Origin of the sequence: Dryocola mayonis (assembly GCF_051307045.1) — a bacterium.
In the GTDB taxonomy this organism is placed as follows: Bacteria; Pseudomonadota; Gammaproteobacteria; order Enterobacterales; family Enterobacteriaceae; genus Dryocola.
In genome coordinates this window covers 3,895,939-3,922,159 of record NZ_CP150452.1, presented here as the reverse complement: position 1 = coordinate 3,922,159, position 26,221 = coordinate 3,895,939, and the positions used below count along the sequence as shown (strand labels likewise).

Annotated in this window: 21 protein-coding genes and 3 pseudogenes; 16 read left to right on the top strand and 8 right to left on the bottom strand. The window is 57.4% G+C overall.

Annotated elements, in window-relative coordinates; translation table 11 throughout:
- Positions 1–52 precede the first annotated feature (52 nt).
- Positions 53–1,036, bottom strand: a complete 984-nt coding sequence (locus WLO32_RS18970; protein WP_435946532.1) for a quinone oxidoreductase — start codon at positions 1,034–1,036, stop codon at positions 53–55.
- Between the two features lie 83 nt (positions 1,037–1,119).
- Between WLO32_RS18970 and dnaB the strand changes: the two genes are divergently transcribed.
- The 6 genes and pseudogenes from dnaB to WLO32_RS18940 all read left to right on the top strand — a co-directional run bounded on the left by dnaB (position 1,120) and on the right by WLO32_RS18940 (position 6,763).
- Positions 1,120–2,526, top strand: coding sequence for a replicative DNA helicase (gene dnaB, locus WLO32_RS18965; protein ID WP_167614391.1), 1,407 nt, complete (start codon positions 1,120–1,122; stop codon positions 2,524–2,526).
- Between the two features lie 113 nt (positions 2,527–2,639).
- Positions 2,640–3,719, top strand: a complete 1,080-nt coding sequence (alr, locus tag WLO32_RS18960) for an alanine racemase (RefSeq protein WP_435946530.1) — start codon at positions 2,640–2,642, stop codon at positions 3,717–3,719.
- A gap of 59 nt (positions 3,720–3,778) precedes the next feature.
- Positions 3,779–4,972 (top strand): aromatic amino acid transaminase, encoded by a 1,194-nt coding sequence (gene tyrB, locus WLO32_RS18955; protein WP_435946528.1) that lies wholly within the window; start codon positions 3,779–3,781, stop codon positions 4,970–4,972.
- 169 nt (positions 4,973–5,141) lie between these two features.
- Positions 5,142–5,856 (top strand): annotated as a pseudogene (gene aphA, locus WLO32_RS18950) (acid phosphatase AphA).
- Between the two features lie 134 nt (positions 5,857–5,990).
- On the top strand, positions 5,991–6,407 hold the full coding sequence (locus tag WLO32_RS18945; RefSeq protein ID WP_435946526.1) for a secondary thiamine-phosphate synthase enzyme YjbQ: 417 nt from the start codon (positions 5,991–5,993) through the stop codon (positions 6,405–6,407).
- 2 nt (positions 6,408–6,409) lie between these two features.
- Positions 6,410–6,763 (top strand): MmcQ/YjbR family DNA-binding protein, encoded by a 354-nt coding sequence (locus tag WLO32_RS18940; protein WP_435946525.1) that lies wholly within the window; start codon positions 6,410–6,412, stop codon positions 6,761–6,763.
- Here WLO32_RS18940 and uvrA read toward each other — a convergent pair.
- Positions 6,764–9,590: pseudogene (gene uvrA / locus WLO32_RS18935) on the bottom strand (excinuclease ABC subunit UvrA). It lies immediately after the preceding gene.
- 225 nt (positions 9,591–9,815) lie between these two features.
- Here uvrA and ssb1 point away from each other — a divergent pair.
- The 3 genes from ssb1 (at position 9,816) to WLO32_RS18920 (ending at position 12,287) form a co-directional block, all read left to right on the top strand.
- Complete coding sequence (gene ssb1, locus WLO32_RS18930) at positions 9,816–10,358, top strand: single-stranded DNA-binding protein SSB1 (protein WP_121266678.1); 543 nt, start codon at positions 9,816–9,818, stop codon at positions 10,356–10,358.
- A 168-nt stretch (positions 10,359–10,526) separates the two neighbouring features.
- Entirely contained in the window at positions 10,527–11,573 is a 1,047-nt protein-coding gene (locus WLO32_RS18925) for an ABC transporter substrate-binding protein (RefSeq protein ID WP_435948342.1), read from the top strand.
- 123 nt (positions 11,574–11,696) lie between these two features.
- Positions 11,697–12,287: a substrate-binding domain-containing protein gene (locus WLO32_RS18920; protein ID WP_435946523.1), complete on the top strand. Its 591-nt coding sequence runs from the start codon at positions 11,697–11,699 to the stop codon at positions 12,285–12,287.
- 4 nt (positions 12,288–12,291) lie between these two features.
- Here the strand turns inward: WLO32_RS18920 and WLO32_RS18915 are convergent, their stop codons facing one another.
- Positions 12,292–12,573, bottom strand: coding sequence for a YjcB family protein (locus tag WLO32_RS18915; protein WP_435946521.1), 282 nt, complete (start codon positions 12,571–12,573; stop codon positions 12,292–12,294).
- 552 nt (positions 12,574–13,125) lie between these two features.
- Between WLO32_RS18915 and WLO32_RS18910 the strand changes: the two genes are divergently transcribed.
- Positions 13,126–14,715 carry an EAL domain-containing protein gene (locus WLO32_RS18910; RefSeq protein WP_435946520.1) on the top strand — a complete coding sequence of 530 codons (1,590 nt, stop codon included), beginning with the start codon at positions 13,126–13,128 and terminating at the stop codon, positions 14,713–14,715.
- A 1-nt stretch (position 14,716) separates the two neighbouring features.
- Here the strand turns inward: WLO32_RS18910 and soxS are convergent, their stop codons facing one another.
- A complete protein-coding gene (soxS, locus tag WLO32_RS18905; RefSeq protein WP_435946519.1) occupies positions 14,717–15,040 on the bottom strand; it encodes a superoxide response transcriptional regulator SoxS in 324 nt (107 codons plus the stop codon).
- An 86-nt stretch (positions 15,041–15,126) separates the two neighbouring features.
- On the opposite strand from soxS, the gene soxR reads away from it, so the two are divergent.
- From soxR to WLO32_RS18885, 4 genes and pseudogenes are all read left to right on the top strand, one after another.
- Positions 15,127–15,582 (top strand): redox-sensitive transcriptional activator SoxR, encoded by a 456-nt coding sequence (gene soxR, locus WLO32_RS18900; protein WP_435946518.1) that lies wholly within the window; start codon positions 15,127–15,129, stop codon positions 15,580–15,582.
- 269 nt (positions 15,583–15,851) lie between these two features.
- Positions 15,852–16,541, top strand: a complete 690-nt coding sequence (locus WLO32_RS18895; RefSeq protein WP_435946517.1) for a glutathione S-transferase family protein — start codon at positions 15,852–15,854, stop codon at positions 16,539–16,541.
- A 330-nt stretch (positions 16,542–16,871) separates the two neighbouring features.
- A pseudogene (locus WLO32_RS18890) lies at positions 16,872–18,222 on the top strand (NCS2 family permease).
- A 151-nt stretch (positions 18,223–18,373) separates the two neighbouring features.
- Positions 18,374–20,020, top strand: coding sequence for a Na+/H+ antiporter (locus tag WLO32_RS18885; RefSeq protein WP_435946516.1), 1,647 nt, complete (start codon positions 18,374–18,376; stop codon positions 20,018–20,020).
- Between the two features lie 12 nt (positions 20,021–20,032).
- On the opposite strand, the gene WLO32_RS18880 is transcribed toward WLO32_RS18885, so the two are convergent.
- Positions 20,033–20,926, bottom strand: coding sequence for a LysR family transcriptional regulator (locus WLO32_RS18880; protein WP_435946515.1), 894 nt, complete (start codon positions 20,924–20,926; stop codon positions 20,033–20,035).
- A gap of 102 nt (positions 20,927–21,028) precedes the next feature.
- On the opposite strand from WLO32_RS18880, the gene WLO32_RS18875 reads away from it, so the two are divergent.
- Both WLO32_RS18875 and WLO32_RS18870 read left to right on the top strand, forming a co-directional pair.
- Positions 21,029–21,454, top strand: coding sequence for a CidA/LrgA family protein (locus WLO32_RS18875; protein ID WP_435946514.1), 426 nt, complete (start codon positions 21,029–21,031; stop codon positions 21,452–21,454).
- Positions 21,447–22,136 (top strand): LrgB family protein, encoded by a 690-nt coding sequence (locus tag WLO32_RS18870; protein WP_435946513.1) that lies wholly within the window; start codon positions 21,447–21,449, stop codon positions 22,134–22,136. The genes WLO32_RS18875 and WLO32_RS18870 overlap by 8 nt, the downstream gene beginning before the upstream one ends.
- Positions 22,137–22,176: 40 nt before the next feature.
- On the opposite strand, the gene actP is transcribed toward WLO32_RS18870, so the two are convergent.
- The 3 genes from actP to acs form a co-directional block, all read right to left on the bottom strand.
- The gene (gene actP / locus WLO32_RS18865) at positions 22,177–23,841 is read right to left on the bottom strand and encodes a cation/acetate symporter ActP (protein WP_435948341.1); all 1,665 of its coding nucleotides are present in this window, start codon (positions 23,839–23,841) and stop codon (positions 22,177–22,179) included.
- Positions 23,838–24,149: a DUF485 domain-containing protein gene (locus WLO32_RS18860; protein ID WP_435946512.1), complete on the bottom strand. Its 312-nt coding sequence runs from the start codon at positions 24,147–24,149 to the stop codon at positions 23,838–23,840. Before WLO32_RS18860 ends, actP begins: the two co-directional genes overlap by 4 nt.
- Before the next feature lie 98 nt (positions 24,150–24,247).
- A complete protein-coding gene (gene acs, locus WLO32_RS18855; protein WP_435946511.1) occupies positions 24,248–26,206 on the bottom strand; it encodes an acetate--CoA ligase in 1,959 nt (652 codons plus the stop codon).
- Positions 26,207–26,221 lie beyond the last annotated feature (15 nt).

The following is a 26,221-nucleotide window of genomic DNA, read 5'->3' as shown; positions in this document are numbered from 1 at the left end:
AAACAGCGCGAACTAAAAAAGAATGGGCTTCCCTCGGGAAGCCCAAATTCTTTTATGGAATCAGCAGGCTGGAGCCCTGCGTTGAACGGCTTTCCAGCACCTGATGCGCATGCGCCGCATCTTTTAAGGCAAACTTCTGGCCCTGCGCCACCTCCACTTTTATTACGCCGCTGGCAATTAACGAGAACAGTTCGTTGCAGGCTTCCTCCAGCTCTTCGCGCGTGGTCACGTAACCGTTTAGTGACGGACGCGTAACATACAGCGAGCCTTTCTGGTTAAGAATGCCGAGGTTTACGCCGGTCACCGGCCCGGACGCGTTGCCAAAACTCACCATCAGGCCCTGGCGCTGCAGGCAGTCAAGGGACGCCTCCCAGGTGTCTTTCCCTACCGAGTCATAAACCACCGCGACTTTTTTGCCGCCGGTAATCTCTTTCACGCGATCGACGATATCCTCTTCGCGATAGTTAATCACCTGCCAGGCCCCGGCCTGTTTTGCGCGCTCCGCTTTTTCAGCCGAACCCACGGTGCCGATAAGCTTTGCGCCCAGCGCTTTCGCCCACTGGCAGGCAATCAGCCCCACGCCGCCCGCTGCGGCATGGAATAAAAAGACGTCGTTTGGTTTTATTTCGTAGGTTTTACGCAGCAGGTAATAGACCGTCAGGCCTTTCAGAAAGGAAGCCGCGGCCTGCTCGAAGGAGATGGCGTCGGGAAGCTTAGCGGCTTTATCAGCCGGCACGTTGTGCACGCTGCTGTACGCGCCGAGTCCTGACTGCGCATACACCACCCGGTCGCCCACTTTTAAGTGCGTTACGTCACCGCCGACCTTGCTCACCACGCCTGCCGCCTCGGTGCCAAGCCCGCTTGGCAGCATTGGCGGCGGGTACAATCCGCTGCGGATATAGGTATCGATGTAGTTGATGCCTATCGCTTTATTCTCAACCTGGACTTCGCCGGCAGCCGGATCGTGCGGAGTAAATTCAACTGCTTTGAGCACTTCTGGGCCACCGTGTTGGCTAAACTCTATACGCGTTGCCATGGAAACTCCTTGTGTCGAAGAGTAGCAAGACCAGGGTATACTTCCCGATCTCTGAAGAACATGAATCTGGTAACTCCCTCACTATGGCAGGAAATAAACCCTTCAACAAACCGAACGAAACCCGTGACCGTCAGATGGAAGGGCTGAAAATGCCGCCACATTCTCTGGAAGCGGAGCAGTCGGTATTGGGCGGTTTAATGCTGGACAACGAACGCTGGGACAACGTCTCCGAGCGCGTCGTCGCCAACGATTTTTTCAGCCGCCCGCACCGCATGATTTTCACCGAAATGCAGCGTTTGCTGGAGATGAGCAAGCCTATCGATCTAATCACGCTTTCAGAATCCCTGGAGCTGCAGGGCAATCTGGAAAGCGTAGGCGGGTTCGCCTACCTGGCCGAGTTATCTAAAAATACGCCAAGCGCGGCGAACATCAGCGCCTATGCGGATATCGTGCGTGAACGCGCGGTAGTTCGCGAAATGATCGCCGTGGCGAACGAAATTGCCGATGCCGGCTACGACCCACAGGGTCGCACCAGCGAAGATTTACTCGATCTCGCCGAGTCGCGCGTTTTCCAGATTGCCGAAAACCGCGCTAATAAAGACGAAGGCCCGAAAAGCATCGACCAGATTCTCGAAGCGACGGTGTCGCGTATCGAGTCGCTGTATCAGACCCCGCACGATGGCGTGACGGGCGTGGATACCGGCTATCAGGATCTGAACAAAAAAACCGCCGGCCTGCAGAAATCGGATCTGATTATCGTGGCCGCGCGTCCGTCGATGGGGAAAACCACCTTCGCGATGAACCTGTGCGAAAACGCCGCCATGCTGCAGGAAAAACCGGTGCTTATCTTCAGCCTGGAGATGCCCGGCGAGCAGATCATGATGCGTATGCTGGCGTCGCTGTCGCGCGTGGATCAAACCAAAATCCGTACCGGCCAGCTGGACGACGAGGACTGGGCGCGTATTTCCAGCACCATGGGCATCCTGCTTGAGAAGCGCAATATGTACATCGACGACTCCTCGGGCCTGACGCCAACCGAAGTGCGCTCCCGCGCGCGCCGCATCTATCGCGAAGCGGGCGGTCTGAGCATGATCATGATCGACTACCTCCAGCTGATGCGGGTGCCGTCGCTTTCCGACAACCGTACGCTGGAAATCGCCGAGATCTCACGCTCGCTCAAGGCGCTGGCAAAAGAGCTGCAGGTGCCGGTGGTGGCGCTCTCGCAGCTTAACCGCTCTTTGGAACAACGCGCCGATAAACGTCCGGTAAACTCGGATTTGCGTGAATCTGGCTCCATCGAGCAGGATGCCGACCTCATCATGTTTATCTACCGCGATGAGGTTTATAACGACAACAGCGACGAGAAAGGCATCGCGCAAATCATTATCGGCAAGCAGCGTAACGGCCCAATCGGCACGGTGCGTTTAACCTTTAACGGCCAGTGGTCGCGCTTCGATAACTACGCCGGCCCGCAGTACGACGAAGACTAAAATCCCGCAATCCCGGCGGGCGGCGCGTGGGATTACCCGCCCTACGTTTTGCGTAGGGTGGATAAGCGAAAGCGCCATCCACCGCTCTGGTAAATATTGAGCAAGGAAGAAACATGCAAGCGGCAACCGTCAAAATTAACCGCCGCGCTCTGCGACACAACCTGCAACGCCTGCGTGAACTGGCGCCCGCCAGCCGCATGGTGGCGGTTGTGAAAGCAAACGCCTATGGTCACGGTCTTCTCGAGACCGCGCAAACCCTCCCCGAGGCCGATGCGTTCGGCGTCGCCCGTCTTGAAGAAGCCGTGCGGCTGCGCGCTGGCGGCATCACCCAGCCGATCCTGCTGCTTGAAGGCTTCTTTAACGCCGCCGACCTGCCGACCATCGCCGGCCAGAACCTGCAAACCGCGGTCCACAGCATCGAGCAGCTTGAAGCGCTGGAACAGGCCGATTTAAGCCATCCGGTTACCGTGTGGATGAAGCTCGATACCGGCATGCACCGCCTGGGCGTGCTGCCCCATGAGGCGGAAGCGTTTTACCAGCGCCTGACGCGCTGCAAAAACGTCAGCCAGCCGGTCAATATCGTCAGCCATTTCGCGCGGGCCGATGAGCCGCAATCCGACGCCACGCCACGCCAGCTGGATATCTTTAATACCTTTATCGCAGGCAAGCCCGGCCAGAAATCTATCGCCGCCTCCGGCGGGATTCTGCTGTGGCCGCAGTCGCATTTCGACTGGGTGCGTCCGGGGATTATTCTCTACGGCGTATCCCCGCTTGAGCACAAACCCTGGGGCGCGGACTTTGGCTTCCGGCCGGTGATGTCGCTTACTTCCAGCCTGATTGCGGTGCGCGGTCACAAAGCAGGCGAGCCTGTGGGCTACGGCGGCACATGGGTTGCCGAACGCGATACCCGTCTGGGCGTTGTCGCCATGGGCTATGGCGATGGCTATCCGCGCAGCGCCCCTTCGGGCACGCCTGTGCTGGTCAACGGCCGTGAGGTGCCTATCGTCGGGCGCGTGGCGATGGACATGATTTGTGTCGATCTCGGCACGGATGCGGCAGAAAAAGTGGGCGACAGTGTGGTGATGTGGGGCGAGGGTTTGCCCGTCGAGCGCATCGCCGAAATAACAAAGGTGAGCGCTTACGAACTTATCACGCGCCTGACTTCAAGGGTGGCGATGGAGTATCTGGACTAGCTGTCCTTCCCTGGTTTACATTGTTCGTCCGCCACACTGTAAACCAGGAGAACCCCACCGTGTTTCAAAAAGTTGACGCCTATGCTGGCGACCCGATCCTGTCCTTGATGGAGCGTTTCAAAGTTGACCCGCGCGTCGACAAGGTTAACCTCAGCATTGGTCTTTATTACAACGAAGATGGGGTCATCCCGCAGTTACAGGCCGTGGCGCAAGCCGAAGCCCGCCTGAATGCGCAGCCGCACGGCGCTTCTCTTTATTTGCCGATGGAAGGGCTGAATACCTACCGCAGCGCCATCGCGCCTTTGCTGTTCGGCGTCGGGCATCCGGCGCTGGCGGAAGGGCGTATCGCCTCTATCCAGACGCTCGGCGGCTCCGGCGCGTTGAAAGTGGGTGCGGATTTCCTGAAAACCTGGTTCCCGGATTCGCAGGTTTGGGTCAGCGATCCAACCTGGGAAAACCACGTCGCCATCTTTGCTGGCGCGGGCTTCACCGTGCATACCTATCCCTGGTTCGACGATGAAACCAAAGGTGTGCGTTTCGAAGCCCTGCTTGAGAAGCTTAAAACCCTGCCTGCGCAAAGCGTTGTGCTGCTGCACCCGTGCTGCCATAACCCAACCGGCTCGGATCTGACGGACGCCCAGTGGGATGCCGTTATCGAAATTCTCAAGGCGCGCGATCTGGTTCCGTTCCTTGATATCGCCTATCAGGGCTTTGGCGCGGGCATGGAGGAAGACGCCTATGCAATCCGCGCTATCGCCAGCGCGGGCCTGCCGGCGCTGGTCAGCAACTCGTTCTCGAAGATTTTTTCCCTGTACGGCGAACGTGTCGGCGGGCTGTCCGTAGTCTGTGAAGACGCGGAGGCCGCAGGCCGCGTGCTTGGGCAGCTGAAAGCCACCGTGCGCCGTAACTATTCCAGCCCGCCTAATTTTGGCGCGCAGGTGGTAGCCACCGTTTTGCACGATGAACGGCTGAAAGCCAGCTGGCTGGCGGAAGTCGAAACGATGCGTCGCCGCATCCTCGATATGCGTCAGGCTCTGGTTTCCGTGCTGAAGACCGAGATGCCGGGACGCGACTTTGACTACCTGCTACAGCAGCGCGGCATGTTCAGCTATACCGGCCTGAGCGCGGAGCAGGTCGATCGCCTGCGCGATGAATTCGGCGTTTACCTGATTTCCAGCGGCCGTATGTGCGTGGCCGGGTTGAACAGCCATAACGTCAGGCGCGTTGCGCAGGCGTTTGCTGCCGTTATGTAAGCGCTCGCTTACTTCTGATTCAAGGCGATGCGTAAACATCGCCTTTTTCTATGGTCATTTCTGCGAAAAACCTTTAATCGTCAGCCGCCTGCAGGTATGGTCAGAGAGTTTTTTGACCAGTTGCTCTGATTGATAAAAATAAAAGCTGATAAGAACGAAAGGGAAAACGATGCGTAAAATGACCCTGGCGCTGAGCGCCGTCTGTTTATTGCTGGGATTAAACCAGTCCGTCGTAGCGAAAGAATCCGCCCCGGCGCCGCTTAACCCCGGCGTCACGGTCGCGCAGCTGGCGCAGCAGACGCCGGTACACTGGGTTTCCGTCGCGCAAATCGAAAACAGCCTGACCGGCCGCGCGCCGATTGCCGTTGGTTTTGATATTGACGACACCGTGCTTTTCTCAAGCCCCGGTTTTTATCGCGGGCAAAAAGAGTTCTCTCCCGATAAGCAGGACTACCTGAAAAATCCGGCCTTCTGGGAAAAAATGAACAACGGCTGGGACGAATTCAGCATGCCGAAAGAGGTGGCCAGGTCGCTTATCGCCATGCATCTGAAGCGCGGCGACAGCATTTATTTCATCACCGGACGCAGCCCGACCAAAACCGAAACCGTCACTAAAACGCTGCAAAAAGATTTCCTGATCCCGCAGGGCCCGCGTGAACGAGGTGATTTTTGCCGGCGATAAAGAAGGGCAAAACACCAAAACGCAGTGGCTGCAAGAGAAGCAAATCAGGATTTTCTACGGCGACTCGGATAATGACATTACCGCGGCTCAGGAAGCCGGCGCTCGCGGTATTCGCATCCTGCGCGCTGCAAACTCCAGCTATCAGCCGCTGCCAAAAGCGGGCGCATACGGCGAAGAAGTGATTGTTAACTCTGATTATTAACGGCGAAAGCCTGTGACAGACGGCGATGCGCGCGGGCGCATCGCCTTTTTTTCAGCAAAATTTACCCGCCGGGTTTTACCTTTTGGCGAGTTGCTCGCACACTTAGTTGAGCGTAAATCTATCAGGAGTAGTGTATGTGGCGGCAACAAACCCTCGCCTTAAAAGCCAAATCCCGCGGTTTTCATCTCGTTACCGATGAAATCCTCGGACAGCTGTCCGGGCTTTCTGAGGTACGGACCGGACTGCTGCACCTTCTGCTCCAGCATACTTCCGCCTCCCTGACCCTCAATGAAAATTGCGACCCGACCGTGCGCCAGGATATGGAAAGACACTTTCTGAAAACCGTGCCGGACAATGCCGCTTACGAACATGATTATGAAGGCCCGGACGACATGCCTTCGCATATCAAATCATCTTTATTGGGCGTGTCGTTACTGCTGCCCGTACACCGCGGGCAGGTTCAGCTTGGCACCTGGCAGGGCATCTGGCTGGGAGAGCATCGTATTCACGGCGGTTCCCGCAAAATTATTGCGACGCTACAAGGGGAATAAAAATGACCAATTCGGAGCTATTACAGTACTGCATGAATAAACCGGGCGCCGAGCAGAGCGTTCACAGCGACTGGAAGGCCACGCAGATTAAGGTGGCGGACGTGCTGTATGCGATGGTGCATGAGGTGGAAAATCGCCCGGCGGTGTCGCTCAAAGCAAGCCCGGAGCTGACGGATTTGCTGCGTGAGAGCCACAAAGACGTTTTTCCCAGCGCGCATCTGAACAAGGCGCACTGGAGCACGGTTTATCTGGACGGCACGCTGCCGGATTCGCAGATTTATTACCTGGTGGACGCGTCGTATCAGCAGGCGCTATCGCTGCTGCCCGAACAGACCAGGCAGCAGCTTGCGCAGTGATTACTTCAGCAATGGCTTAAGGAAGCGCGCGGTATGAGAGGCAACGCATGTGGCGACCGTTTCCGGCGTACCGGAGACGAGGATTTCGCCGCCGCCGCTGCCGCCTTCCGGGCCGAGATCGACAATCCAGTCCGCGGTTTTAATCACGTCGAGGTTATGTTCGATAACCACAATGGTGTTGCCCTGGTCTCTGAGCTGGTGCAGCACTTCCAGCAGCTGCTGAATATCCGCAAAGTGCAGGCCGGTGGTCGGCTCATCGAGAATATACAGCGTCTGGCCCGTGCCGCGTTTGGACAGCTCGCGCGCCAGTTTTACACGCTGCGCTTCGCCGCCGGACAGGGTCGTAGCCGACTGCCCGAGGCGAATGTAAGACAGGCCCACGTCGATTAACGTTTGCAGCTTACGCGCCAGCGCCGGAACGGCATCGAAGAAGGCCCGCGCGTCTTCAATAGTCATATCCAGCACCTCGTGGATGCTCTTGCCTTTGTACTTAATCTCCAGCGTTTCGCGGTTGTAGCGCTTGCCCCGGCACTGATCGCACGGCACGTAAATATCCGGCAGGAAGTGCATCTCCACCTTGATCACGCCGTCGCCCTGACAGGCCTCGCAGCGTCCGCCGCGCACGTTAAAGCTGAAGCGGCCCGGGGTGTAACCGCGCGCGCGGGATTCCGGCACGCCGGCGAACAGCTCACGTACCGGCGTGAACACGCCGGTATAGGTCGCAGGGTTGGAACGCGGCGTACGGCCAATCGGGCTCTGGTCGATATCGATAACTTTGTCGAAGTGCTCAAGCCCGTGTACGTCGCGATAGGCTGCCGGCTCCGCAATGGTGGCGCCGTTAAGCTGGCGCTGGGCAATCGGGAACAGCGTATCGTTAATCAGCGTCGATTTACCCGAGCCGGAAACCCCGGTGATACAGGTAAACAGGCCAACCGGCAGCGTCAGCGTGACGTCTTTCAGGTTGTTGCCCCGGGCACCCACCAGCTTCAGCACTTTTTCCGGATTGGCAGGCACGCGGTTTGCAGGCACGGCGATTTCGCGCTTGCCGCTCAGGAACTGCCCGGTGAGCGACTCCGGCACGTCCATAATGTCCTGCATGGTGCCTTCAGCCACCACCTGGCCGCCGTGCACGCCGGCGCCGGGGCCGATATCGATGATATGGTCGGCGGCGCGAATCGCGTCTTCATCGTGCTCTACTACGATGACGGTGTTGCCGAGATTGCGCAGGTGGATCAGCGTTTCCAGCAGGCGTTCGTTATCGCGCTGGTGCAGGCCGATGGAAGGCTCATCCAGCACGTACATCACGCCGACCAGGCCGGCGCCGATCTGGCTTGCCAGACGGATACGCTGGGCTTCGCCGCCGGAGAGCGTTTCTGCGGAGCGGGAAAGCGAAAGGTAGTTCAGCCCGACGTTGACGAGGAATTTCAGGCGATCGCCAATCTCTTTAAGCACTTTTTCCGCGATTTGCGCGCGCTGGGCCGCTCAGCTTCATGTTCTGGAAGAACTCCATCGCGTGGCCGATGCTCATATCGGAGATGGACGGCAGCGGGGTGTTTTCCACATACACATGGCGCGCTTCGCGGCGCAGGCGGGTGCCTTCACAGCTGGCGCACGGACGGTTGCTGATGAATTTCGCCAGCTCTTCGCGCACCGCGGAAGACTCCGTCTCTTTGTAGCGGCGTTCCATGTTGTGCAGCACGCCTTCGAACGGATGACGGCGCACGGAGGTGTCGCCGCGATCGTTCATGTATTTGAATTCGATGGTCTCTTTGCCGGAACCGTTTAGCACGACGTTTTTCACCGACGCGCTCAGCGCATTCCACGGCGTTTCCACGTCGAATTTATAGTGCTCCGCAAGGGAGCGCAGCATGGTGAAGTAGTAGAAGTTACGGCGATCCCAGCCGCGGATGGCGCCGCCGGCCAGCGACAGCTCGTCATTTTGCACCACGCGATCCGGATCGAAATACTGCTGCACGCCCAGGCCGTCGCAGGTTGGACATGCCCCGGCCGGGTTGTTGAACGAGAACAGGCGCGGTTCTAATTCGCGCATGCTGTAGCCGCAAATCGGGCAGGCGAAGTTCGCCGAGAACAGCAGCTCTTCGGCCTTTTCGTCGTCCATATCGGCAACCACCGCGGAGCCGCCGGACAGCTCAAGGGCGGTTTCAAAAGATTCCGCCAGGCGCTGGCCGATATCTTCGCGCACTTTAAAGCGGTCTACGACCACCTCGATGGTGTGTTTTTTCTGCAGCTCAAGCTTTGGCGGATCGGAAAGATCGCACACCTCTCCGTCGATACGGGCGCGGATATACCCCTGGCTTGCGAGGTTTTCCAGCGTTTTGGCGTGTTCGCCCTTGCGGTCTTTGATAATGGGCGCCAGCAGCATCAGGCGGCGGCCCTCCGGCTGGGCCAGCACGTTATCCACCATCTGGCTGACGGTCTGCGCCGCGAGCGGAACATTGTGGTCCGGGCAGCGCGGTTCGCCCACGCGCGCATACAGCAGGCGCAGGTAGTCGTGGATTTCCGTAATGGTGCCGACGGTCGAACGCGGGTTGTGCGACGTGGATTTCTGTTCGATAGAAATCGCAGGCGACAGCCCTTCGATATGGTCAACGTCCGGCTTTTCCATCAACGACAGGAACTGACGCGCATAGGCGGAGAGGGACTCAACGTAACGACGTTGACCCTCAGCGTATAAGGTGTCGAAAGCCAGTGAGGATTTGCCTGAACCCGAAAGCCCGGTCACGACAATGAGTTTGTCGCGGGGGATTACGAGATTGATATTCTTGAGATTGTGGGTGCGGGCGCCCCGAACTTCGATCTTATCCATTCACCTTTCCCGGATTAAACGCTTTTGCCCGGCCGCATGATGCCACCGGCGATCATAAACGGCTAATTATGACACAATAAAACCTGAATGGATATCCAGTGTTTTAATGCGATAATGTATAAAGCGCCGACATTCTGGAATCCATCCCGCAGCTATAAACATTAGGGGTGGCGTGGTAGAATCGAGGGTTTACACTATTCATAAAACGTTTCAGGAGACACGATCATGGCCAGCAGAGGCGTAAACAAGGTGATTCTCGTCGGGAATCTGGGTCAGGACCCGGAAGTACGCTACATGCCAAATGGTGGCGCTGTCGCCAACATTACCCTGGCCACGTCAGAGTCCTGGCGCGATAAGCAAACCGGCGAAACCAAAGAGAAAACCGAATGGCACCGCGTTGTGCTGTTCGGCAAACTGGCGGAAGTGGCGGGTGAATACCTGCGTAAAGGTTCCCAGGTTTATATCGAAGGCGCATTGCAGACGCGCAAATGGACCGACCAGGCTGGCGTTGAAAAATACACCACCGAAGTCGTGGTGAACGTGGGCGGCACCATGCAGATGCTGGGCGGCCGCGCGGGCGGCGGCGCAGGCGCACCGGCGGGCGGCGGCAACGGCGGCCAGCAGCAGGGCGGCTGGGGCCAGCCTCAGCAGCCGCAGGGCGGCAACCAGTTCAGCGGCGGCGCGCAGTCTCGTCCGCAGCAGCCGAGCGCTCCGGCGCCCTCTAACAACGAACCGCCGATGGATTTTGACGACGATATCCCGTTCTGATTGCGTTTAGTATAAAGCGTTCGTCGCTTAAATCCGCAAAACCCCCGTCGCGCAAGCGGCGGGGGTTTTTGTTTATCTACCCCTTCACTACTCCTTAAAAATCCTGGGCTGTTAACCTTCATCGCTGTATATTTGTTTATACAACGTAAGAAGGAAACTATTTTGAACATGCTTTCTCGTCGCCTGCTTATTGGCGCATTACTCCTTATTTCCCCGCTCGCCGCTCTCGCCAACCGCGTTGTTACCGACCAGTTAGGACGCCAGGTCACCATTCCCGACCAGGTTGACCGCGTTGTCGTGCTGCAGCACCAAACCCTTAACCTCCTGGTGCAGATGAACGCCTCGGATAAAATCGTCGGCATTCTTGCCAACTGGAAACAGCAGCTTGGCGACGGATACGTCCGCCTTGCGCCGGAGTTAGAGCATAAAGCCATGCTCGGCGATTTGACCCACGTGAATACGGAAAGCCTGGTGGCCCTGCATCCGCAGGTGGTGTTTGTGACCAACTACGCGCCGCAGGAGATGATCGACAGCATCAGCAAGCTTGGGCTGCCGGTAATAGCGATTTCTCTGCGTCATGACGACGCGGGCCAGAAGGCTAAGCTAAACCCTGCGATGGCCGATGAAGAGCAGGCTTATAACCTCGGGCTAAAAGAGGGCATCACGCTTATCGGCGAGGTGGTCAACAAGCAGAAAGAAGCCAAAGCGCTGCTGGACGCCACCTTTGCCAACCGCCAGCTGGTCGCCGAGCGTCTGCAGGGGATTCCGGAAAGTAAGCGAGTACGCGCTTACATGGCGAACCCTGAAATGACGACCTATGGATCCGGAAAGTACACGGGACTGATGATGTCCCATGCCGGCGCGCTCAACGTCGCCGCCTCGACAATCCAGGGTTTTAAAGAGGTGGCCATGGAGCAGGTCATTGCCTGGAATCCGCAGGTGATTTTCGTGCAGGATCGCTACCCAAAAGTGGTGGCTGAGATTAACAACGGTCCTCAATGGCAGGTGATTGACGCGGTGAAAAATCATCGGATCTACCTGATGCCGGAATACGCTAAGGCCTGGGGCTATCCGATGCCGGAAGCCATGGGTATCGGCGAGCTGTGGATGGCGAAAAAGCTCTATCCTGAAAAATTCCGCGATATCGATATGCAGAAAATGGCGGACGACTGGTATCACCGTTTTTACCGCACCGATTACCAGGGCGTGAACTAGCGATGTTAAAGGTGATGGCGGCAGGAAGCCTGCGTCTTGTCTGGACGCCGCTGATGACGCGCTTTACGGCGGAATCAGGCATCAGGACGCAAACGCAGTTCGGCCCGGCGGGGCCTGCTGCGTTTGCGAATCGAAGAGGGCGAAGCGTGCGATTTGTTCGCTTCCGCAAATATGGCGCATCCGCTTACGCTGCAGCGGGCCGGAATCGCACAGGAAGTGCATCCTTTCGCGGGCAATCGCCTTTGCCTGACGGTGAGGCAATCGCAGTTTGACGAGCGGGCAAGCTGGCTGGAGATGCTCTGCCGCGACGACCTGAGGCTGGCTACGTCCACGCCGGGCAGCGACCCGTCCGGCGATTACACCTGGCAGCTTTTCGATCGTATTGAACAGCTTCATCCCGGGGCGGGCATAAAGCTGCGAAGGCGCGCTAAGCCGTTGGTCGGCGGCCCGTTAAGCCAGAAGGTGCCTGAAGGCGAGCTGGCGAGCGCGTGGTTAATTCGCAGCGGGCTGGCGGATATATTTATCGGCTATCGAAGCTATGCGTCTGCGCTGCGCGAGCGGTCCGATGTCGCGGTGGTGGATATTCCGCTCGATTACAATATCCGGTCGGTCTATGCCCTTGCGCAGTGCCGCTGCGAGGCAAAACCGCTGGCTGATTTCCTGCTCAGGACGGACACGCAGCGGTTTTTAGTGGATGCGGGGTTTGAAGCTTAACAACTCAGGTCATCACCATCGGCCATTCTGGCGGCGTATGGCTCATGATTTCCACCATCACGTCTTTAAACGAGGCCCACATGACGGGAAAATCCGCCAGCGTGAGGCCTAACAGGCCGGTAGCAAACCACAGCGCGGCGGCGATCCCCAGCCCGCTGCTCACCACGGCCAAAAACGCGTAGTCAGATTTACGAAACTGAATATTTAGCGTGCTGGCAAGGAACATCAGAACCGCACTGGCTAACGGCCAGCGCATCAGCAACACGCCGGTAGTGATTGTCGTCATGAAAACCGATCCTCTTAAGGTAAACTTATCAGGCGTAACGGTTAAGCACAAAGGCAGGCGCAGAAAAGGACGTGCGGAAACCGTCAGGGCGATAAGTTTTTGCAAAAATGTAAAAGATAACGCTGTTGCATAAAGTGTGTGAAGTCTATCACATTTGTTCTTTTAATCGCCAGATGCGCGGCGCGTTTTTTGCGCACTTTCCCATCAAAAGAGGTTCGTTCATCAGGGCACAGGCCATGCTTGCTGCCGCAAAATCCTTGTATTTTTCAGGCTTAACTATCCCGCCTGTTTATAAGTATAGTGATTTCACTTAACGAATTATTCTCTGCTATTTAAATTAAGATAATAAACATAACCCGGTTTGCGCGACTCAATATTGCATCAGGAATACCTGTTTTATATATCGCCATTTCTTATTTTCACCTGCGTTTTATCTCTAAGTAAAAAAAGACTATTGCTAATGCATGATTATTCATGCAACGTAATCGACGGCTTGCAGGTTTGTTCCAGTTAAACGACAACGGGCGGTAATAGCAGGGACATGTGACGACCATGACAAAACGGATTTATTTACGTGCTTTACGCGCCCTGGGCTTTATGCTGACGGTGTGTTTGCCCGTCATGCTGGCGGTATACTTTGCCCACGACCGGGCCGCCAGCGAAACGCAGCATCATCTGCGTTCCTTTGCGCAATTAGTGATAGCGAAAACGGAAATCGTCATCCAGCACGTTGAGGCGGCCCAGGATGAAGCGCAGCGCTATAGCGGACCGATCTGTAGTACGCAACATATGCAGAAATTACAGGATATCGCGCGCAGCAAACTGTATGTCGAAGATCTGATTTACGCGCATGGAAATGCATTTATATGCTCTACCGTTTATAAACCTTCCGTGCCCTTTATTGCCCCGCCGGCTAATTACACGCGCAGGCCGGCCATCTCAATATTCTATTATCTGGATACGCCTTTTTATAGCGGTCATAAAATGACGTATATGCAGCGCGGCGATTTTATCGTGGTGGTCAATCCACGCACCTACGCCGACGTGATGTCAAGCGACCCGAGCCTGATCTATGGCGTATATGATACTGTCACCAAACAATTTTTCTCTTTAAGCGAACGGGTCGATATTAAACGGCTGCACCATTTTATTTTAAACGACGATAACTATTTCACCGACGCGGGGCGGGTTTATACGGTAGAAAAATCATCGCACAGGCCAATTGCGGTGATCGTTTCCACTTCCGGGGAGCGTTTTAATAAAGAGTGGTACCACCAGCTGACGCTCACCGTGCCTTTAGGGATGATCTGCAGCGCCATAATACTGCTGATGTGGTCGCGAAGCCGCCGGCAGTTTAATTCGCCACGGCGCATGCTGCTGCGCGCAATTGAGGACAACCAGCTAAAACTGCATTACCAGCCGATTATCGATATGCAAAACGGAAGGTGCGTAGGGGCCGAAGCGCTCTTGCGCTGGGTCAATTATAACGGGCAGTCGATTAGCCCCGGCACGTTTATTCCTCTGGCCGAAGCCGAAGGCCTGATGCAAAAAATCTCCGACTATGTGATTAACGCCGTGTTTAATGATTTTGGCGAATTTCTTGCGGATCATCCCGAACTTTATATTTCCATTAATTTTTCCGCAGCGGATTTCCACTGTCCCCGACTGGTGACGATGCTTTCGGAACAAATAAAAAAATACGGCGTCAGCGCCGGGCAAATAAAGCTTGAGGTAACGGAAAGAGGTTTTATTGACGTCCCGAAAACCCGTCCTGTTATTCAGGCGTTCCGCCAGGCCGGTTTTGAAATCGCCATTGATGACTTCGGCACCGGCTATGCGAATTTGCACAATCTGCAATTTCTCAACGTCGATATCCTGAAAATAGATAAATCCTTTATCGACAACCTCACCAGCGACCGGGCCAGTTATCTTATCGCCGAACATATTATTGATATGGCGCACAGTCTGAATCTTAAAACCATCGCCGAAGGCGTGGAGACGCGCGAGCAGGTCGCCTGGCTTCAGGCGCGCGGCGTACAGTACTGTCAGGGCTGGTACTTCGCCAGGGCGTTACCGCCGCAGGAGTTTATCGCCTGGCTGTATCGGCCAGGCAGCGGCAACGACGTCGCCTTTGCCGGTTAGCTCAGGCGTGATGACGGTAGTCGGTGGGCGTGCGGTCAAACTCGCGACGGAACACGCGGGAAAACGTCTGTTGCGACACGTAGCCGTAATCCATCGCGATATCAAAGATCGGACGCTGGGTTGAACGCAGCTCTCTAGCCGCCAGCAGCAGGCGGCGCTGGCGAATGTACTCGCCCAGCGTCTGGCGCATGACAGTACGGAACATTCGCTGCAGATACCATTTTGAATAACCAGACTTTTTCGCCACCACGTCGATGTTAAGCGGCTGGTCGATGTGCTCATCAATCCATTCAGTCAGCGTATAAATGATGTCCTGGTGTGCCATGGGCCGTCCTCAATCAAAGTATTCGATTAGCAGGTTTTGTTGCCCGGGAGTATAATTCCTCAAGTTAACTTGAGGTAAAGAGCATTTTGGAAAAGAAATCACCCCGCTTTAAATCCTTACTGTCGCCGGGCGAGGTGGCGAAACGCAGCGGCGTGGCGGTTTCCGCGCTGCATTTTTATGAGAGTAAGGGCTTAATAAAAAGTACGCGCAACAGCGGCAATCAGCGGCGCTATACGCGTGACGTGTTGCGAACGGTGGCCATCATCAAGATCGCCCAGCGTATCGGCATTCCGCTGGCGACCATCGGCGATGCGTTTGGCGTGCTGCCGAACGGGCACTCCATCAATAAAAACGACTGGCAGAAGCTTTCGTCGCTCTGGCGCGAGGAGCTCGACCGGCGCATCCATACGCTGACGGCGTTAAGAGATGAGCTGGACGGCTGTATCGGCTGCGGCTGTCTGTCCAGGGCGGACTGTCCTTTGCGCAACCCTGGCGATAAGCTGGGCGAAGAGGGTACCGGCGCCCGCCTGCTGGAAGACTAAAAAACTAAAGCGCCCGACTTCGGCGCTTTAGTTTGTTCCCGGTCTTTGTCTTTCGCTCTATCCCGCTTTTCGCAAGGAGGGTTTCCCCCGACATCAGCGTCCCTCAATCACTCGTTCTCAGGAGGTTCCGGATTGCGCTGACACTTTAAGTGTAGATCCCCTTGTTGAGCTTTCAAGATAAAAGTGCGTATTTTTTGAGCGATTTTTTATCCGCAAATCACGCCGGGTTACCTATAGTTAACCCATCTGCGAAAACAAAAGGTTAGCCGATGATTACCGTCCATCACCTGAACAACTCCCGCTCCCAGCGCGTGCTGTGGATGCTTGAAGAACTTGAGCTGCCGTATCAAATCGTTCGCTACCAGCGCGAGCCCACCATGCTGGCGCCCGAGGCGCTGAAAAAAGTGCATCCGTTAGGTAAATCGCCGGTGCTGGAAGACAACGGGAACGTTATCGCCGAGTCCGGCGCCATCCTTGAATACCTGCAGGAAACCTACGATAGCGAAAGCCGCTTAAAACCCGCGGATGCGCAGGACAGGCTTCAGTACCGCTTCTGGCTGCACTATGCCGAAGGGTCGCTGATGCCGCTGCTGGTGATGAAACTGGTGTTCAGCCGGCTGGGCAAAGCGCCGGTGCCCCGGCTGCTGCGCCCGGTAGGCGGCATGCTCGGGCAGGGCATGCAGAAAGCCTGGCTGAATAAACAAATCGCCACGCATGCGCGCTTTATTGAGGACCATCTGGGCAAGTCCCCCTGGTTTGCCGGACAGTCGTTCAGCGTCGCGGACGTGCAGATGATCTTCCCGCTGATTGCCTTACTCGCCCGCGGCGGCGATAACGACCTGCCAAACCTGCGGGCGTGGATGAAAAAAGCGCAAATGCGTCCGGCGTGGCAAAGAGCCGTGCAGCAGGGCGGCCCCCTTAGAGGTTCCCGGCGGCTGAGCCATCCAAAAATCCTATGAGCCGGTAAAACACATTACCGGTATCTTGCAGCATTGTTGCGAAATTGCGCATTCACGATAACGTTTGCGCACGCTCTGGCGATTATTTCGCCAGCCAGCGTTATTTTCCGCAAAAAGCGATAAAGTTCGGTTGAAAATCCCCTCGGGAAGGCCGGATAATCGTTTGCCTTCATTTCGACGCTCGGTTTTTACACGCGAAGTTAAACGTTTGCTTTTTTTGCGACGCCCCTTTTGTCGCAATCGCAGCACAGGGATAAGACGTTTAATCGGCAGCGGGAAGTCCTGCGCATGTAACGACCTAATTATAAAAATCTCAGGGGATTTTTCACTATGTCTACTCCTTCACCGCGTGCAACCGGCGGTCTTGACGCCTGGTTCAAAATATCCGCACGTGGCAGCACCGTCCGCCAGGAAGTCGTGGCGGGCCTTACGACTTTCCTTGCGATGGTCTATTCCGTCATCGTTGTGCCCGGCATGCTGGGCAAAGCAGGCTTCCCACCTGCGGCGGTCTTCGTGGCGACCTGCCTTGTGGCGGGCGTGGGCTCTCTGGTCATGGGCCTGTGGGCGAATCTGCCGCTGGCTATCGGCTGCGCCATCTCGCTGACCGCGTTCACCGCCTTTAGCCTGGTGCTCGGCCAGCACATCAGCGTTCCCGTCGCGTTGGGCGCGGTGTTCCTGATGGGCGTGCTGTTTACCATTATTTCCGCAACCGGCATCCGCAGCTGGATTTTACGCAACCTGCCGATGGGCGTTGCGCACGGCACCGGCATCGGCATCGGCCTGTTCCTGCTGCTGATTGCGGCAAACGGCGTCGGCCTGGTGATCAAAAACCCGCTCGACGGCCTGCCGGTCACGCTGGGGCATTTCGCGAGCTTCCCGGTGATCATGTCGCTGATTGGCCTGGCGGTGATTATCGGTCTGGAAAAACTCAAGGTGCCGGGCGGCATTCTGCTGACCATCATCGGTATTTCCATTATCGGGCTTATCTTCGATCCGTCCGTGCATTTTTCCGGCATTTTCGCGATGCCTTCCCTGAAAGACGAGGCGGGTAATTCGCTGATCGGCAGCCTGGATATTATGGGCGCGCTCAACCCAATCGTTCTGCCAAGCGTCCTCGCGCTGGTGATGACCGCGGTGTTCGACGCCACCGGCACTATCCGCGCCGTTGCCGGTCAGGCAAACCTGCTGGATAAAAACGGACAAATCATCGACGGCGGCAAAGCGCTGACCACCGACTCCCTGAGCAGCGTGTTCTCAGGCCTGGTGGGCGCGGCTCCGGCGGCGGTTTATATTGAATCCGCGGCCGGTACCGCGGCAGGCGGCAAAACTGGCCTGACGGCGATTACCGTCGGCGTGCTGTTCCTGCTGATTCTGTTCCTGTCCCCGCTGTCCTACCTGGTGCCCGCTTACGCCACCGCTCCGGCGCTGATGTACGTTGGCTTGCTGATGCTGAGCAACGTGGCAAAAATCGACTTCGCCGATTTTGTTGATGCCATGGCGGGGCCTTATCACCGCGGTGTTTATCGTGCTGACCTGCAACATCGTTACCGGCATCATGATCGGCTTCGCTTCGCTGGTGATTGGCCGCATCTTCTCCGGCGAGTGGCGCAGGCTGAATATCGGCACCGTTGTGATTGCTATCGCTCTGGTCGCGTTTTACGCCGGCGGCTGGGCAATTTAATCTGCAAATCCTGCGGGCCACGTCGCTGGCCCGCAACTTATTTCCTTTCGGGCTATTTCCTGTTTCCTTTCGGTGTAGAAAGTTGTTTTATTATTAGAACAACATCCTGCAAAAAGGGTTTCACAACACACCGCGACTGACTAAGGAAAGCATGGAAATCTTCTTTACCATTCTCATTATGACCCTTGTGGTCTCTTTATCTGGGGTAGCGACGCGCATGCTGCCGTTCCAGATCCCGCTGCCGTTAATGCAAATTGCCATCGGCGCGCTGCTCGCATGGCCGCACTTCGGCCTGCACGTTGAGTTCGATCCTGAATTATTCCTCGTGCTGTTTATCCCGCCGCTGCTGTTTGCGGACGGCTGGAAGACGCCAACCAATGAATTTTTGAACCACGGCAGGGAAATCATCGGGCTTGCGCTGGTGCTGGTGCTGGTCACCATCGTAGGCATCGGCTTTTTGATTTACTACCTGGTGCCGGGCATTCCGCTGGTTCCGGCGTTTGCGCTGGCGGCCGTGCTGTCGCCGACCGATGCCGTGGCGCTGTCCGGCATCGTCGGGGAAGGGCGCATACCGAAGAAAATCATGGGGATTTTGCAAGGCGAAGCCCTGATGAACGACGCGTCCGGCCTGGTATCGCTGAAAATGGCGGTCGCCGTGGCGGTCGGAACTATGGTCTTTACCGTCGGCGGGGCGACGGTGGAGTTTCTGAAAGTGGCCATCGGCGGCCTGCTTGCGGGTATCGCGGTAAGCTGGCTGTACGGGAAATCGCTGCGCCTGATGAGCCGCTGGAGCGGTGACGAGCCCGCAACGCAAATCCTGCTGCTGCTGCTGCTGCCTTTTGCCTCTTATTTGATTGCCGAACATATCGGCGTTTCGGGTATCCTGGCGGCCGTTGCGGCGGGGATGACCATTACGCGTTCCGGCGTGCTGCGCAGCGCGCCGCTGGCCATGCGCCTGCGCGCTAACAGCGTCTGGGCGATGCTGGAATTTGTCTTCAACGGCATGGTCTTCCTGCTGCTGGGCCTGCAGCTGCCGGGGATTCTGGAAACCTCCATCACGGCCGCCAACGCCGATCCGAACGTCGAGCTGTGGATGCTGTTCTTCGATATCGTGATGATTTATATCGCGTTGATTGGCGTACGTTTCCTGTGGCTGTGGTCCATGAAGCGCCTCAGCCTGCGCTTTATGAAGAAACGCCCGCTGGAGTTTGGCTCCTTCACCACCCGCGAGCTGGCGGTCGCCTCCTTTGCCGGCGTGCGGGGGGCGATTACCCTTGCCGGCGTGCTCTCCATTCCGCTGTTTCTGGGCGACGGCACGCCGTTCCCCGCCCGTTATGAACTGATATTCCTCTCCGCGGGCGTCATCCTGTTCTCGCTGTTCGCAGGGGTGATAATGCTGCCCGTGCTGCTGAAGAATGTCGAACTGGCGGACAAATCCGTGGCCCGTCAGGAGGAGCGCCTGGCCCGCTCCGCAACGGCAGAAGTGGCCATCGTCGCGATTCAGAAAATGGAAGAACGCCTGGCGGCGGACACCAAAGAGAATATCGACGATCAGCTGCTTACGGAGGTAAGCTCGCGCGTTATCGGCAACCTGCGCCGCCGCGCCGATGGGCGAAACGACGTGGAAAGCAGCGCGCTGGAGGAGAATCTGGAACGCCGCTTCCGGCTGGCAGCGCTACGTTCCGAGCGCGCCGAGCTCTACCATCTGCGCGCTACGCAAAAAATCAGCAACGAGACGCTGCAAAAGCTGCTGCACGATCTCGACCTGCTGGAAGCGCTGCTGATTGAACAGCACTAGCGTCAGCGGGCTTTACTGGCCGGGCAGCCCCGGCCAGAACTCTTTACAGCAGGCAATCCACGCCTGCGCGCTTTGTGAAATATAAATTCCTTCCCGCCAGATCATCCCCAGCTGCCAGGTCAAATCGCTCTCCAGCGGCAGCCACATTAAGGTGGTCTTATCCAGCTTCTGACAGATGGGCTCTGGTAAAATCGCAATGCCGATCCCGGCCTGGACCATCGCCGCGAGGAAGTCCCACTGCCCGCTTCTTACGGCGATGCGCGGCGTAAAGCCGTGCTCGTGGAACAGCTGCATCAGCTGGCGGCTAAGGGCAAAGTCTTCGTTATAGATAAGCAGCGGGTGAGCGGCGAGCTCGTCGGGCTTAATGCTTGTACGAGCCATCCACGGGCCCGAGCGGGGCACCAGAACGCACAGCGGATGACGAAACAGGGGCAGCGTTGAAAAGGCGTCCTCGTCTTCTACCGGAAGCGCCGTCATGGCTAAATCCAGCTCGCCGTTTATCACCGCCTGCTGCACCGTCAGGCCGCCGAACTCGGAAATCTTCAGCTCCACGCCGGGGTAGCGCTGGCGATACAGGCCGATGGGGCCGGTCATCAGCATCCCCACCATCGGCGGAATGCCCAGCCGCAGCACGCCTTTGCTGAGGTGGTTAATATCGCCTAACTCCGCCTCCAGCTGGCGAAACTCGCCTAAAATCGTTAAGCCGCGCTGATAAACCACCTCGCCGGTATCGGTAAGCAGCAGCCTGCGGCCGTTGCGAATCAGCAAAGTGCAGCCCAGCTCGTCTTCGAGGTTGCGCAACATCTTGCTGATGGTCGGCTGAGTGACAAACATCTTCTCCGCTGCGCGGGTAAAACTTTGCTGGCGGACGACTTCAACAAAATAACGCAGCGTTCTGATATCCATAAGTATTCCCGTTAACTATACCTTCGATGATTTTAATTCATTTCTTGCCGGGCGAGGTGCTAACTATAATCACCTCCTGCATTTTTCTGGAGAATAACCCCCATGGCCCTGGCGACAGGTCGCTTTACGCCGTCCGTTGTAAACCGCATACAGATACCGCTTCAGGTCGGGCTGTATGCAGGCCTTTTTATCGCGGCGCAATGGGCCGTTGGGCGCTGGCATTTGCCTTTACCCGCCAATCTCGTCGGCATGCTGACCCTGCTGATGCTGATTATTTGCCGGGTGGTGCCGCTCAGGTGGGTGCGGGAAGGATCGCGCTGGCTGCTGGCCGAAATGCTGCTGTTTTTTGTGCCGGCGGTGGTGGCGGTGGTGAATTACCTGCAGCTGCTGATGGCGGACGGCTGGCGCATAATGCTGGTTATCGCGGTGAGTACCCTGCTGGTGCTGGGGGCGACGGCGCTGGTGGTGGACAAGGTGTATCGTTACGAACTGGCCCGTGAAGCCCGCAGGCAGGCCCGCGGTGAGTAGCTTTCAAATCAGCGTACTGTGCCTTGCGATGACGGTTATCCTCTATTGCGCCAATAAAAAGCTCTACCGCCGCTTTCACAAGCTGCCGCTTATGCCGCTGGTGTTAACGCCCGTACTGCTGGTGCTGATGCTGATAGCCGGCCATATCTCCTATCAGAATTACATGGGGGAAGCGCACTGGCTGCTATGGCTGCTGGGACCGGCGACTATCGCCTTCGCGGTGCCGGTGTATGACAACCTGAAGGTGATAAAGCGCCACTGGATGTCGCTTTCTGCGGGCGTGGCGACGGCGACGGTGGTGGCGGTGACCAGCTCGGTCTGGCTGGCGCGCCTGCTTATGCTGTCCGACGAAATCCAGCGCAGCCTTGCCGTACGCTCTATCACCACGCCTTTTGCCCTGGCGGCGGCAAAGCCTATTGGCGGGCAGCCGGAACTGGTCGCTTTGTTTGTGGTGATCACGGGGGTCTTCGGCATGGCGGTCGGCGACGTGCTGTTCCTGCGGCTGTCAATTCGCGCAGGCATGGCAAAAGGGGCGGGATTCGGCGCGGCATCGCACGGCGCGGGCACGGCCCGCTCTTATGAGCTGGGTCCGCAGGAGGGCGTAGTCGCAAGCCTGGTCATGATGCTCTCGGGCGTGGTGATGGTGACAGGAGCGCCGCTGATTAGCTGGCTGATGTTTTGATTAAGAGAAAATCCCCGGCCGGATGACCGGGGATAAGCGCTTAGTGCGCGCGGCCTTGCTCAATACCGATCCCGGTCTGGGAACGGATGAACTGAGCGCGGAATTTCGCGCGTTCGAGGTTGCCTTCCGGGCTGTTATCGGTAATCGAGAATACCCAGATGCCGATAAACGCCACCAGAATAGAGAACAGCGCCGGGTACTCGTACGGGAAGATAGCCGTGGCGTGGCCCAGCACCTGCACCCAGACCGTCGGGCCGAGGATCATCAGGATCACCGCCGTCAGCAGGCCAAGCCAGCCGCCGATCATCGCGCCGCGGGTGGTCAGCTTTGACCAGTACATGGAGAGCAGGATAATCGGGAAGTTGCAGCTTGCCGCGATGGAGAACGCCAGGCCCACCATAAAGGCGATATTCTGATTTTCAAACAAAATACCCAGCCCGATGGCAACCACCCCCAGAATCAGCACGGTAATTTTCGACACGCGGATTTCATCGCGTTCGGAAGCGCCTTTGCGGAACACGTTGGCATACAAATCGTGCGAAACCGCAGAGGCCCCGGCCAGCGTTAAGCCCGCCACCACCGCCAGAATCGTGGCGAAGGCAACCGCGGAAATAAAGCCCAGGAACAGGTTGCCGCCCACGGCGTTAGCAAGGTGCACCGCCGCCATGTTGTTGCCGCCGATTAGCGCGCCCGCCGCGTCTTTAAACGCCGGGTTAGCGCCCACCAGCATGATGGCGCCAAAGCCGATGATAAAGGTCAGGATGTAGAAATAACCCATAAAACCGGTGGCGTAGAGCACGCTCTTACGCGCTTCGCGGGCATCGCTGACCGTGAAGAAACGCATCAGAATGTGCGGCAGGCCGGCGGTGCCAAACATCAGCCCCAGGCCAAGCGACAGGGCCGAGATAGGGTCTTTCACCAGGCCGCCGGGGCTCATAATAGCCGCGCCTTTCGGGTGTACCGCCATGGCTTCGCTGAACAGATTGCTAAAGCTAAAGCCCACGTGCTTCATCACCATAAAGGCCATAAAGCTTGCGCCGAACAGCAGCAGCACGGCCTTGATGATTTGTACCCAGGTGGTGGCGAGCATGCCGCCAAACAGCACGTACATCACCATCAGCACCCCGACCAGCACCACCGCAACGTGGTAGTTCAGGCCGAACAGCAGCTCGATAAGCTTGCCCGCGCCGACCATCTGCGCGATGAGATACAGCGCCACCACCACTAATGAGCCGCAGGCAGACAGGATACGAATCGGCCCCTGTTTCAAACGGTAAGAGGCGACGTCCGCAAAGGTATAGCGCCCAAGGTTGCGCAGGCGTTCGGCGATCAGGAACAGAATAATCGGCCAGCCGACCAGGAAGCCGAGCGAGTAAATCAGGCCGTCGTACCCGGAGGTGTAGACCAGCGCGGAGATCCCCAGGAAGGAGGCCGCCGACATAAAGTCGCCGGAAATCGCCAGCCCGTTCTGGAAGCCGGTGATATTGCCGCCGGCGGTGTAGTAATCGCTGCGCGAGCGGGTACGCTTCGAGGCCCACCAGGTGATGTACAGCGTCAGGGCGACGAAGATGACGAACATCATGATCGCCTGCCAGTTGGTCGGCTGGCGCTGCACGTCGCCGGTAATGGCGTCGGCCGCCAGCGCCGTGGCGGATAAGGCAAGCAGGGGCGCTGTGATAACCGCGGTCAGAAGACGTTTCATTATGCGTTTACCTCGCGCAGCATCGCCCGGGTCAGCCGGTCGAATTCACCGTTGGCCCGCCAGACGTAAACGGCGGTAAGCACAAAGGAGATAATTATAACGCCAATGCCGATAGGTATGCCGCGCGTGACGCTGGTGCCCGCGTGCAAAGGCGTGCCCAGCCAGCCGGGCGCGAAGGCGATAAGCAGGATAAAGCCGACGTAAACCACCAGCATGATAATCGACAGGATAATGGCAAAACGCTGCCGTTTTTCGACTAGCTCCCTGAAATGCGCGCTGTCTTCTATCCGTTGATAAATGAGGTCATTCATCACAGAGTCTCCAGAGGTAAGGTTGTGTTGTGATTATATTGAGTGAAGCAGGGCCCGTTTCCCTCTCCCCGGCGGGGAGAGGGGGTAAAAAATCAACGCTATGAAGGCATGGTAATAGCTTGTTTTTCTTCCAGTAGTTTTTCGACGACGCCAGGATCGGCAAGCGTCGAGGTATCGCCAAAGTTGCTGGTATCCCCGGCGGCGATTTTGCGCAGGATGCGGCGCATAATCTTGCCGGAGCGGGTTTTCGGCAGCGAGTCTGTCCAGTGGAGAATATCCGGCGTGGCGAGCGGGCCAATCTCTTTACGCACCCAGTTGCGCACTTCGGCATACAGCTCAGGCGTCGGCTCTTCGCCGTGATTTAGCGTAACGTACGCATAGATCGCCTGGCCCTTAATGTTATGCGGGATGCCCACCACCGCGGCCTCGGCGACCAAAGGATGCGAGACAAGCGCTGATTCAATCTCCGCGGTGCCTAAACGGTGGCCGGAAACGTTCAGCACGTCGTCCACGCGGCCCGTTATCCAGAAATAACCGTCTTCGTCGCGACGCGCGCCGTCACCGCTGAAATACATATTTTTGAAGGTGGAGAAATAGGTTTGCTCGAAACGTTCGTGGTCGCCGAACAGGGTGCGCGCCTGGCCTGGCCAGGAGTCGGTAATCACCAGGTTGCCGTCGGTGGCGCCCTGCTGCGGGTTGCCTTCGTTATCGACCAGCGCCGGCTGCACGCCAAAGAACGGGCGTGAAGCGGAGCCCGCTTTCAGCTCGGTTGCCCCCGGCAGCGGGGTAATCATAAAGCCGCCGGTTTCGGTCTGCCACCAGGTATCGATGACCGGGCATTTCTCGTTACCGATTTTCTTCCAGTACCACTCCCAGGCTTCCGGGTTGATCGGCTCGCCCACGGAGCCAAGGATCCGCAGCGACGAACGATCCGTCCCCGCAATGGCTTTATCGCCTTCGGCCATCAAGGCGCGAATCGCCGTCGGCGCGGTGTAGAGAATATTAACCTTATGTTTATCCACCACCTGCGCCATGCGGTTCGGCGCCGGCCAGTTCGGCACGCCTTCAAACATCAGGGTGATGGCGCCGCAGGCCAGCGGGCCATACAGCAAATAGCTGTGTCCGGTGACCCAGCCCACGTCCGCCGTGCACCAGTAGACGTCGCCCGGATGGTAATCAAAAGCGTATCTGAAGGTGGTTGCGGCGTAGACCAGATAGCCGCCCGTGGTGTGCACCACGCCCTTCGGTTTGCCGGTCGAACCGGAGGTATAAAGGATAAAAAGCGGGTCTTCGGCGTTCATTTCCACCGGCTGGTGGTGAGCGCTGGCTTTCTCGACCAGCTCGTTCCACCACAGGTCGCGGCCCTCGTGCCACTCGATGTCGCCGCCGGTGCGCTTCAGGACAATAACGTGCTCAACGCTCTTCACGTTGGGGTTTTTCAGCGCGTCATCGACGTTTTTCTTCAGCGGAATAGAGCGCCCGGCACGAATGCCTTCGTCCGCCGTGATGACCAGCCGGGAGCTGGAATCAATAATGCGTCCGGCTACCGCTTCCGGGGAAAAGCCGCCGAAAATAACGGAGTGCACCGCGCCAATGCGCGCGCAGGCCAGCATCGCCACGGCGGCTTCCGGCACCATCGGCATATAGATAGCCACCACGTCGCCTTTTTTGATGCCCAGCTCGACCAGGGTATTGGCAACGCGGCAGACGTCGCGATGCAGCTCGCGATAGGTAATGTTTTTGCTCTGGGTCGCATCGTCGCCTTCCCAGATTATCGCCGTCTGCTCGCCGCGCTCTTTCAGATGGCGATCCAGGCAGTTGGCCGCCAGGTTCAGGGTGCCGTCTTCATACCAGCGGATAGAGATGTTTCCCGGCGCGAAGGAGGTGTTTTTCACCTTCTGGTAGGGTTTGATCCAGTCGAGGATTTTCCCCTGTTCGCCCCAGAACGCGTCCGGATCGTGGACGGACTGCTGGTACAGGGACTGGTATTGCTCCGGATTTATCAGGCAGTGTTCCGCAATATTTGCGGGAATAGCGTGTTTGTGTAGTTGTGTCATGGCTTTTTTTCTCCT

Bases quoted from the DNA above. Each gene is read 5' to 3' on its own strand.
- WLO32_RS18970 (WP_435946532.1), bottom strand. From the start codon at position 1,036: ATGGCAACGCGTATAGAGTTTAGCCAACACGGTGGCCCAGAAGTGCTC.
- dnaB (WP_167614391.1), top strand. From the start codon at position 1,120: ATGGCAGGAAATAAACCCTTCAACAAACCGAACGAAACCCGTGACCGT.
- alr (WP_435946530.1), top strand. From the start codon at position 2,640: ATGCAAGCGGCAACCGTCAAAATTAACCGCCGCGCTCTGCGACACAAC.
- WLO32_RS18945 (WP_435946526.1), top strand. From the start codon at position 5,991: ATGTGGCGGCAACAAACCCTCGCCTTAAAAGCCAAATCCCGCGGTTTT.
- WLO32_RS18940 (WP_435946525.1), top strand. From the start codon at position 6,410: ATGACCAATTCGGAGCTATTACAGTACTGCATGAATAAACCGGGCGCC.
- ssb1 (WP_121266678.1), top strand. From the start codon at position 9,816: ATGGCCAGCAGAGGCGTAAACAAGGTGATTCTCGTCGGGAATCTGGGT.
- WLO32_RS18925 (WP_435948342.1), top strand. From the start codon at position 10,527: ATGCTTTCTCGTCGCCTGCTTATTGGCGCATTACTCCTTATTTCCCCG.
- WLO32_RS18915 (WP_435946521.1), bottom strand. From the start codon at position 12,573: ATGACGACAATCACTACCGGCGTGTTGCTGATGCGCTGGCCGTTAGCC.
- WLO32_RS18910 (WP_435946520.1), top strand. From the start codon at position 13,126: ATGACAAAACGGATTTATTTACGTGCTTTACGCGCCCTGGGCTTTATG.
- soxS (WP_435946519.1), bottom strand. From the start codon at position 15,040: ATGGCACACCAGGACATCATTTATACGCTGACTGAATGGATTGATGAG.
- WLO32_RS18895 (WP_435946517.1), top strand. From the start codon at position 15,852: ATGATTACCGTCCATCACCTGAACAACTCCCGCTCCCAGCGCGTGCTG.
- WLO32_RS18885 (WP_435946516.1), top strand. From the start codon at position 18,374: ATGGAAATCTTCTTTACCATTCTCATTATGACCCTTGTGGTCTCTTTA.
- WLO32_RS18880 (WP_435946515.1), bottom strand. From the start codon at position 20,926: ATGGATATCAGAACGCTGCGTTATTTTGTTGAAGTCGTCCGCCAGCAA.
- WLO32_RS18875 (WP_435946514.1), top strand. From the start codon at position 21,029: ATGGCCCTGGCGACAGGTCGCTTTACGCCGTCCGTTGTAAACCGCATA.
- WLO32_RS18860 (WP_435946512.1), bottom strand. From the start codon at position 24,149: ATGAATGACCTCATTTATCAACGGATAGAAGACAGCGCGCATTTCAGG.
- acs (WP_435946511.1), bottom strand. From the start codon at position 26,206: ATGACACAACTACACAAACACGCTATTCCCGCAAATATTGCGGAACAC.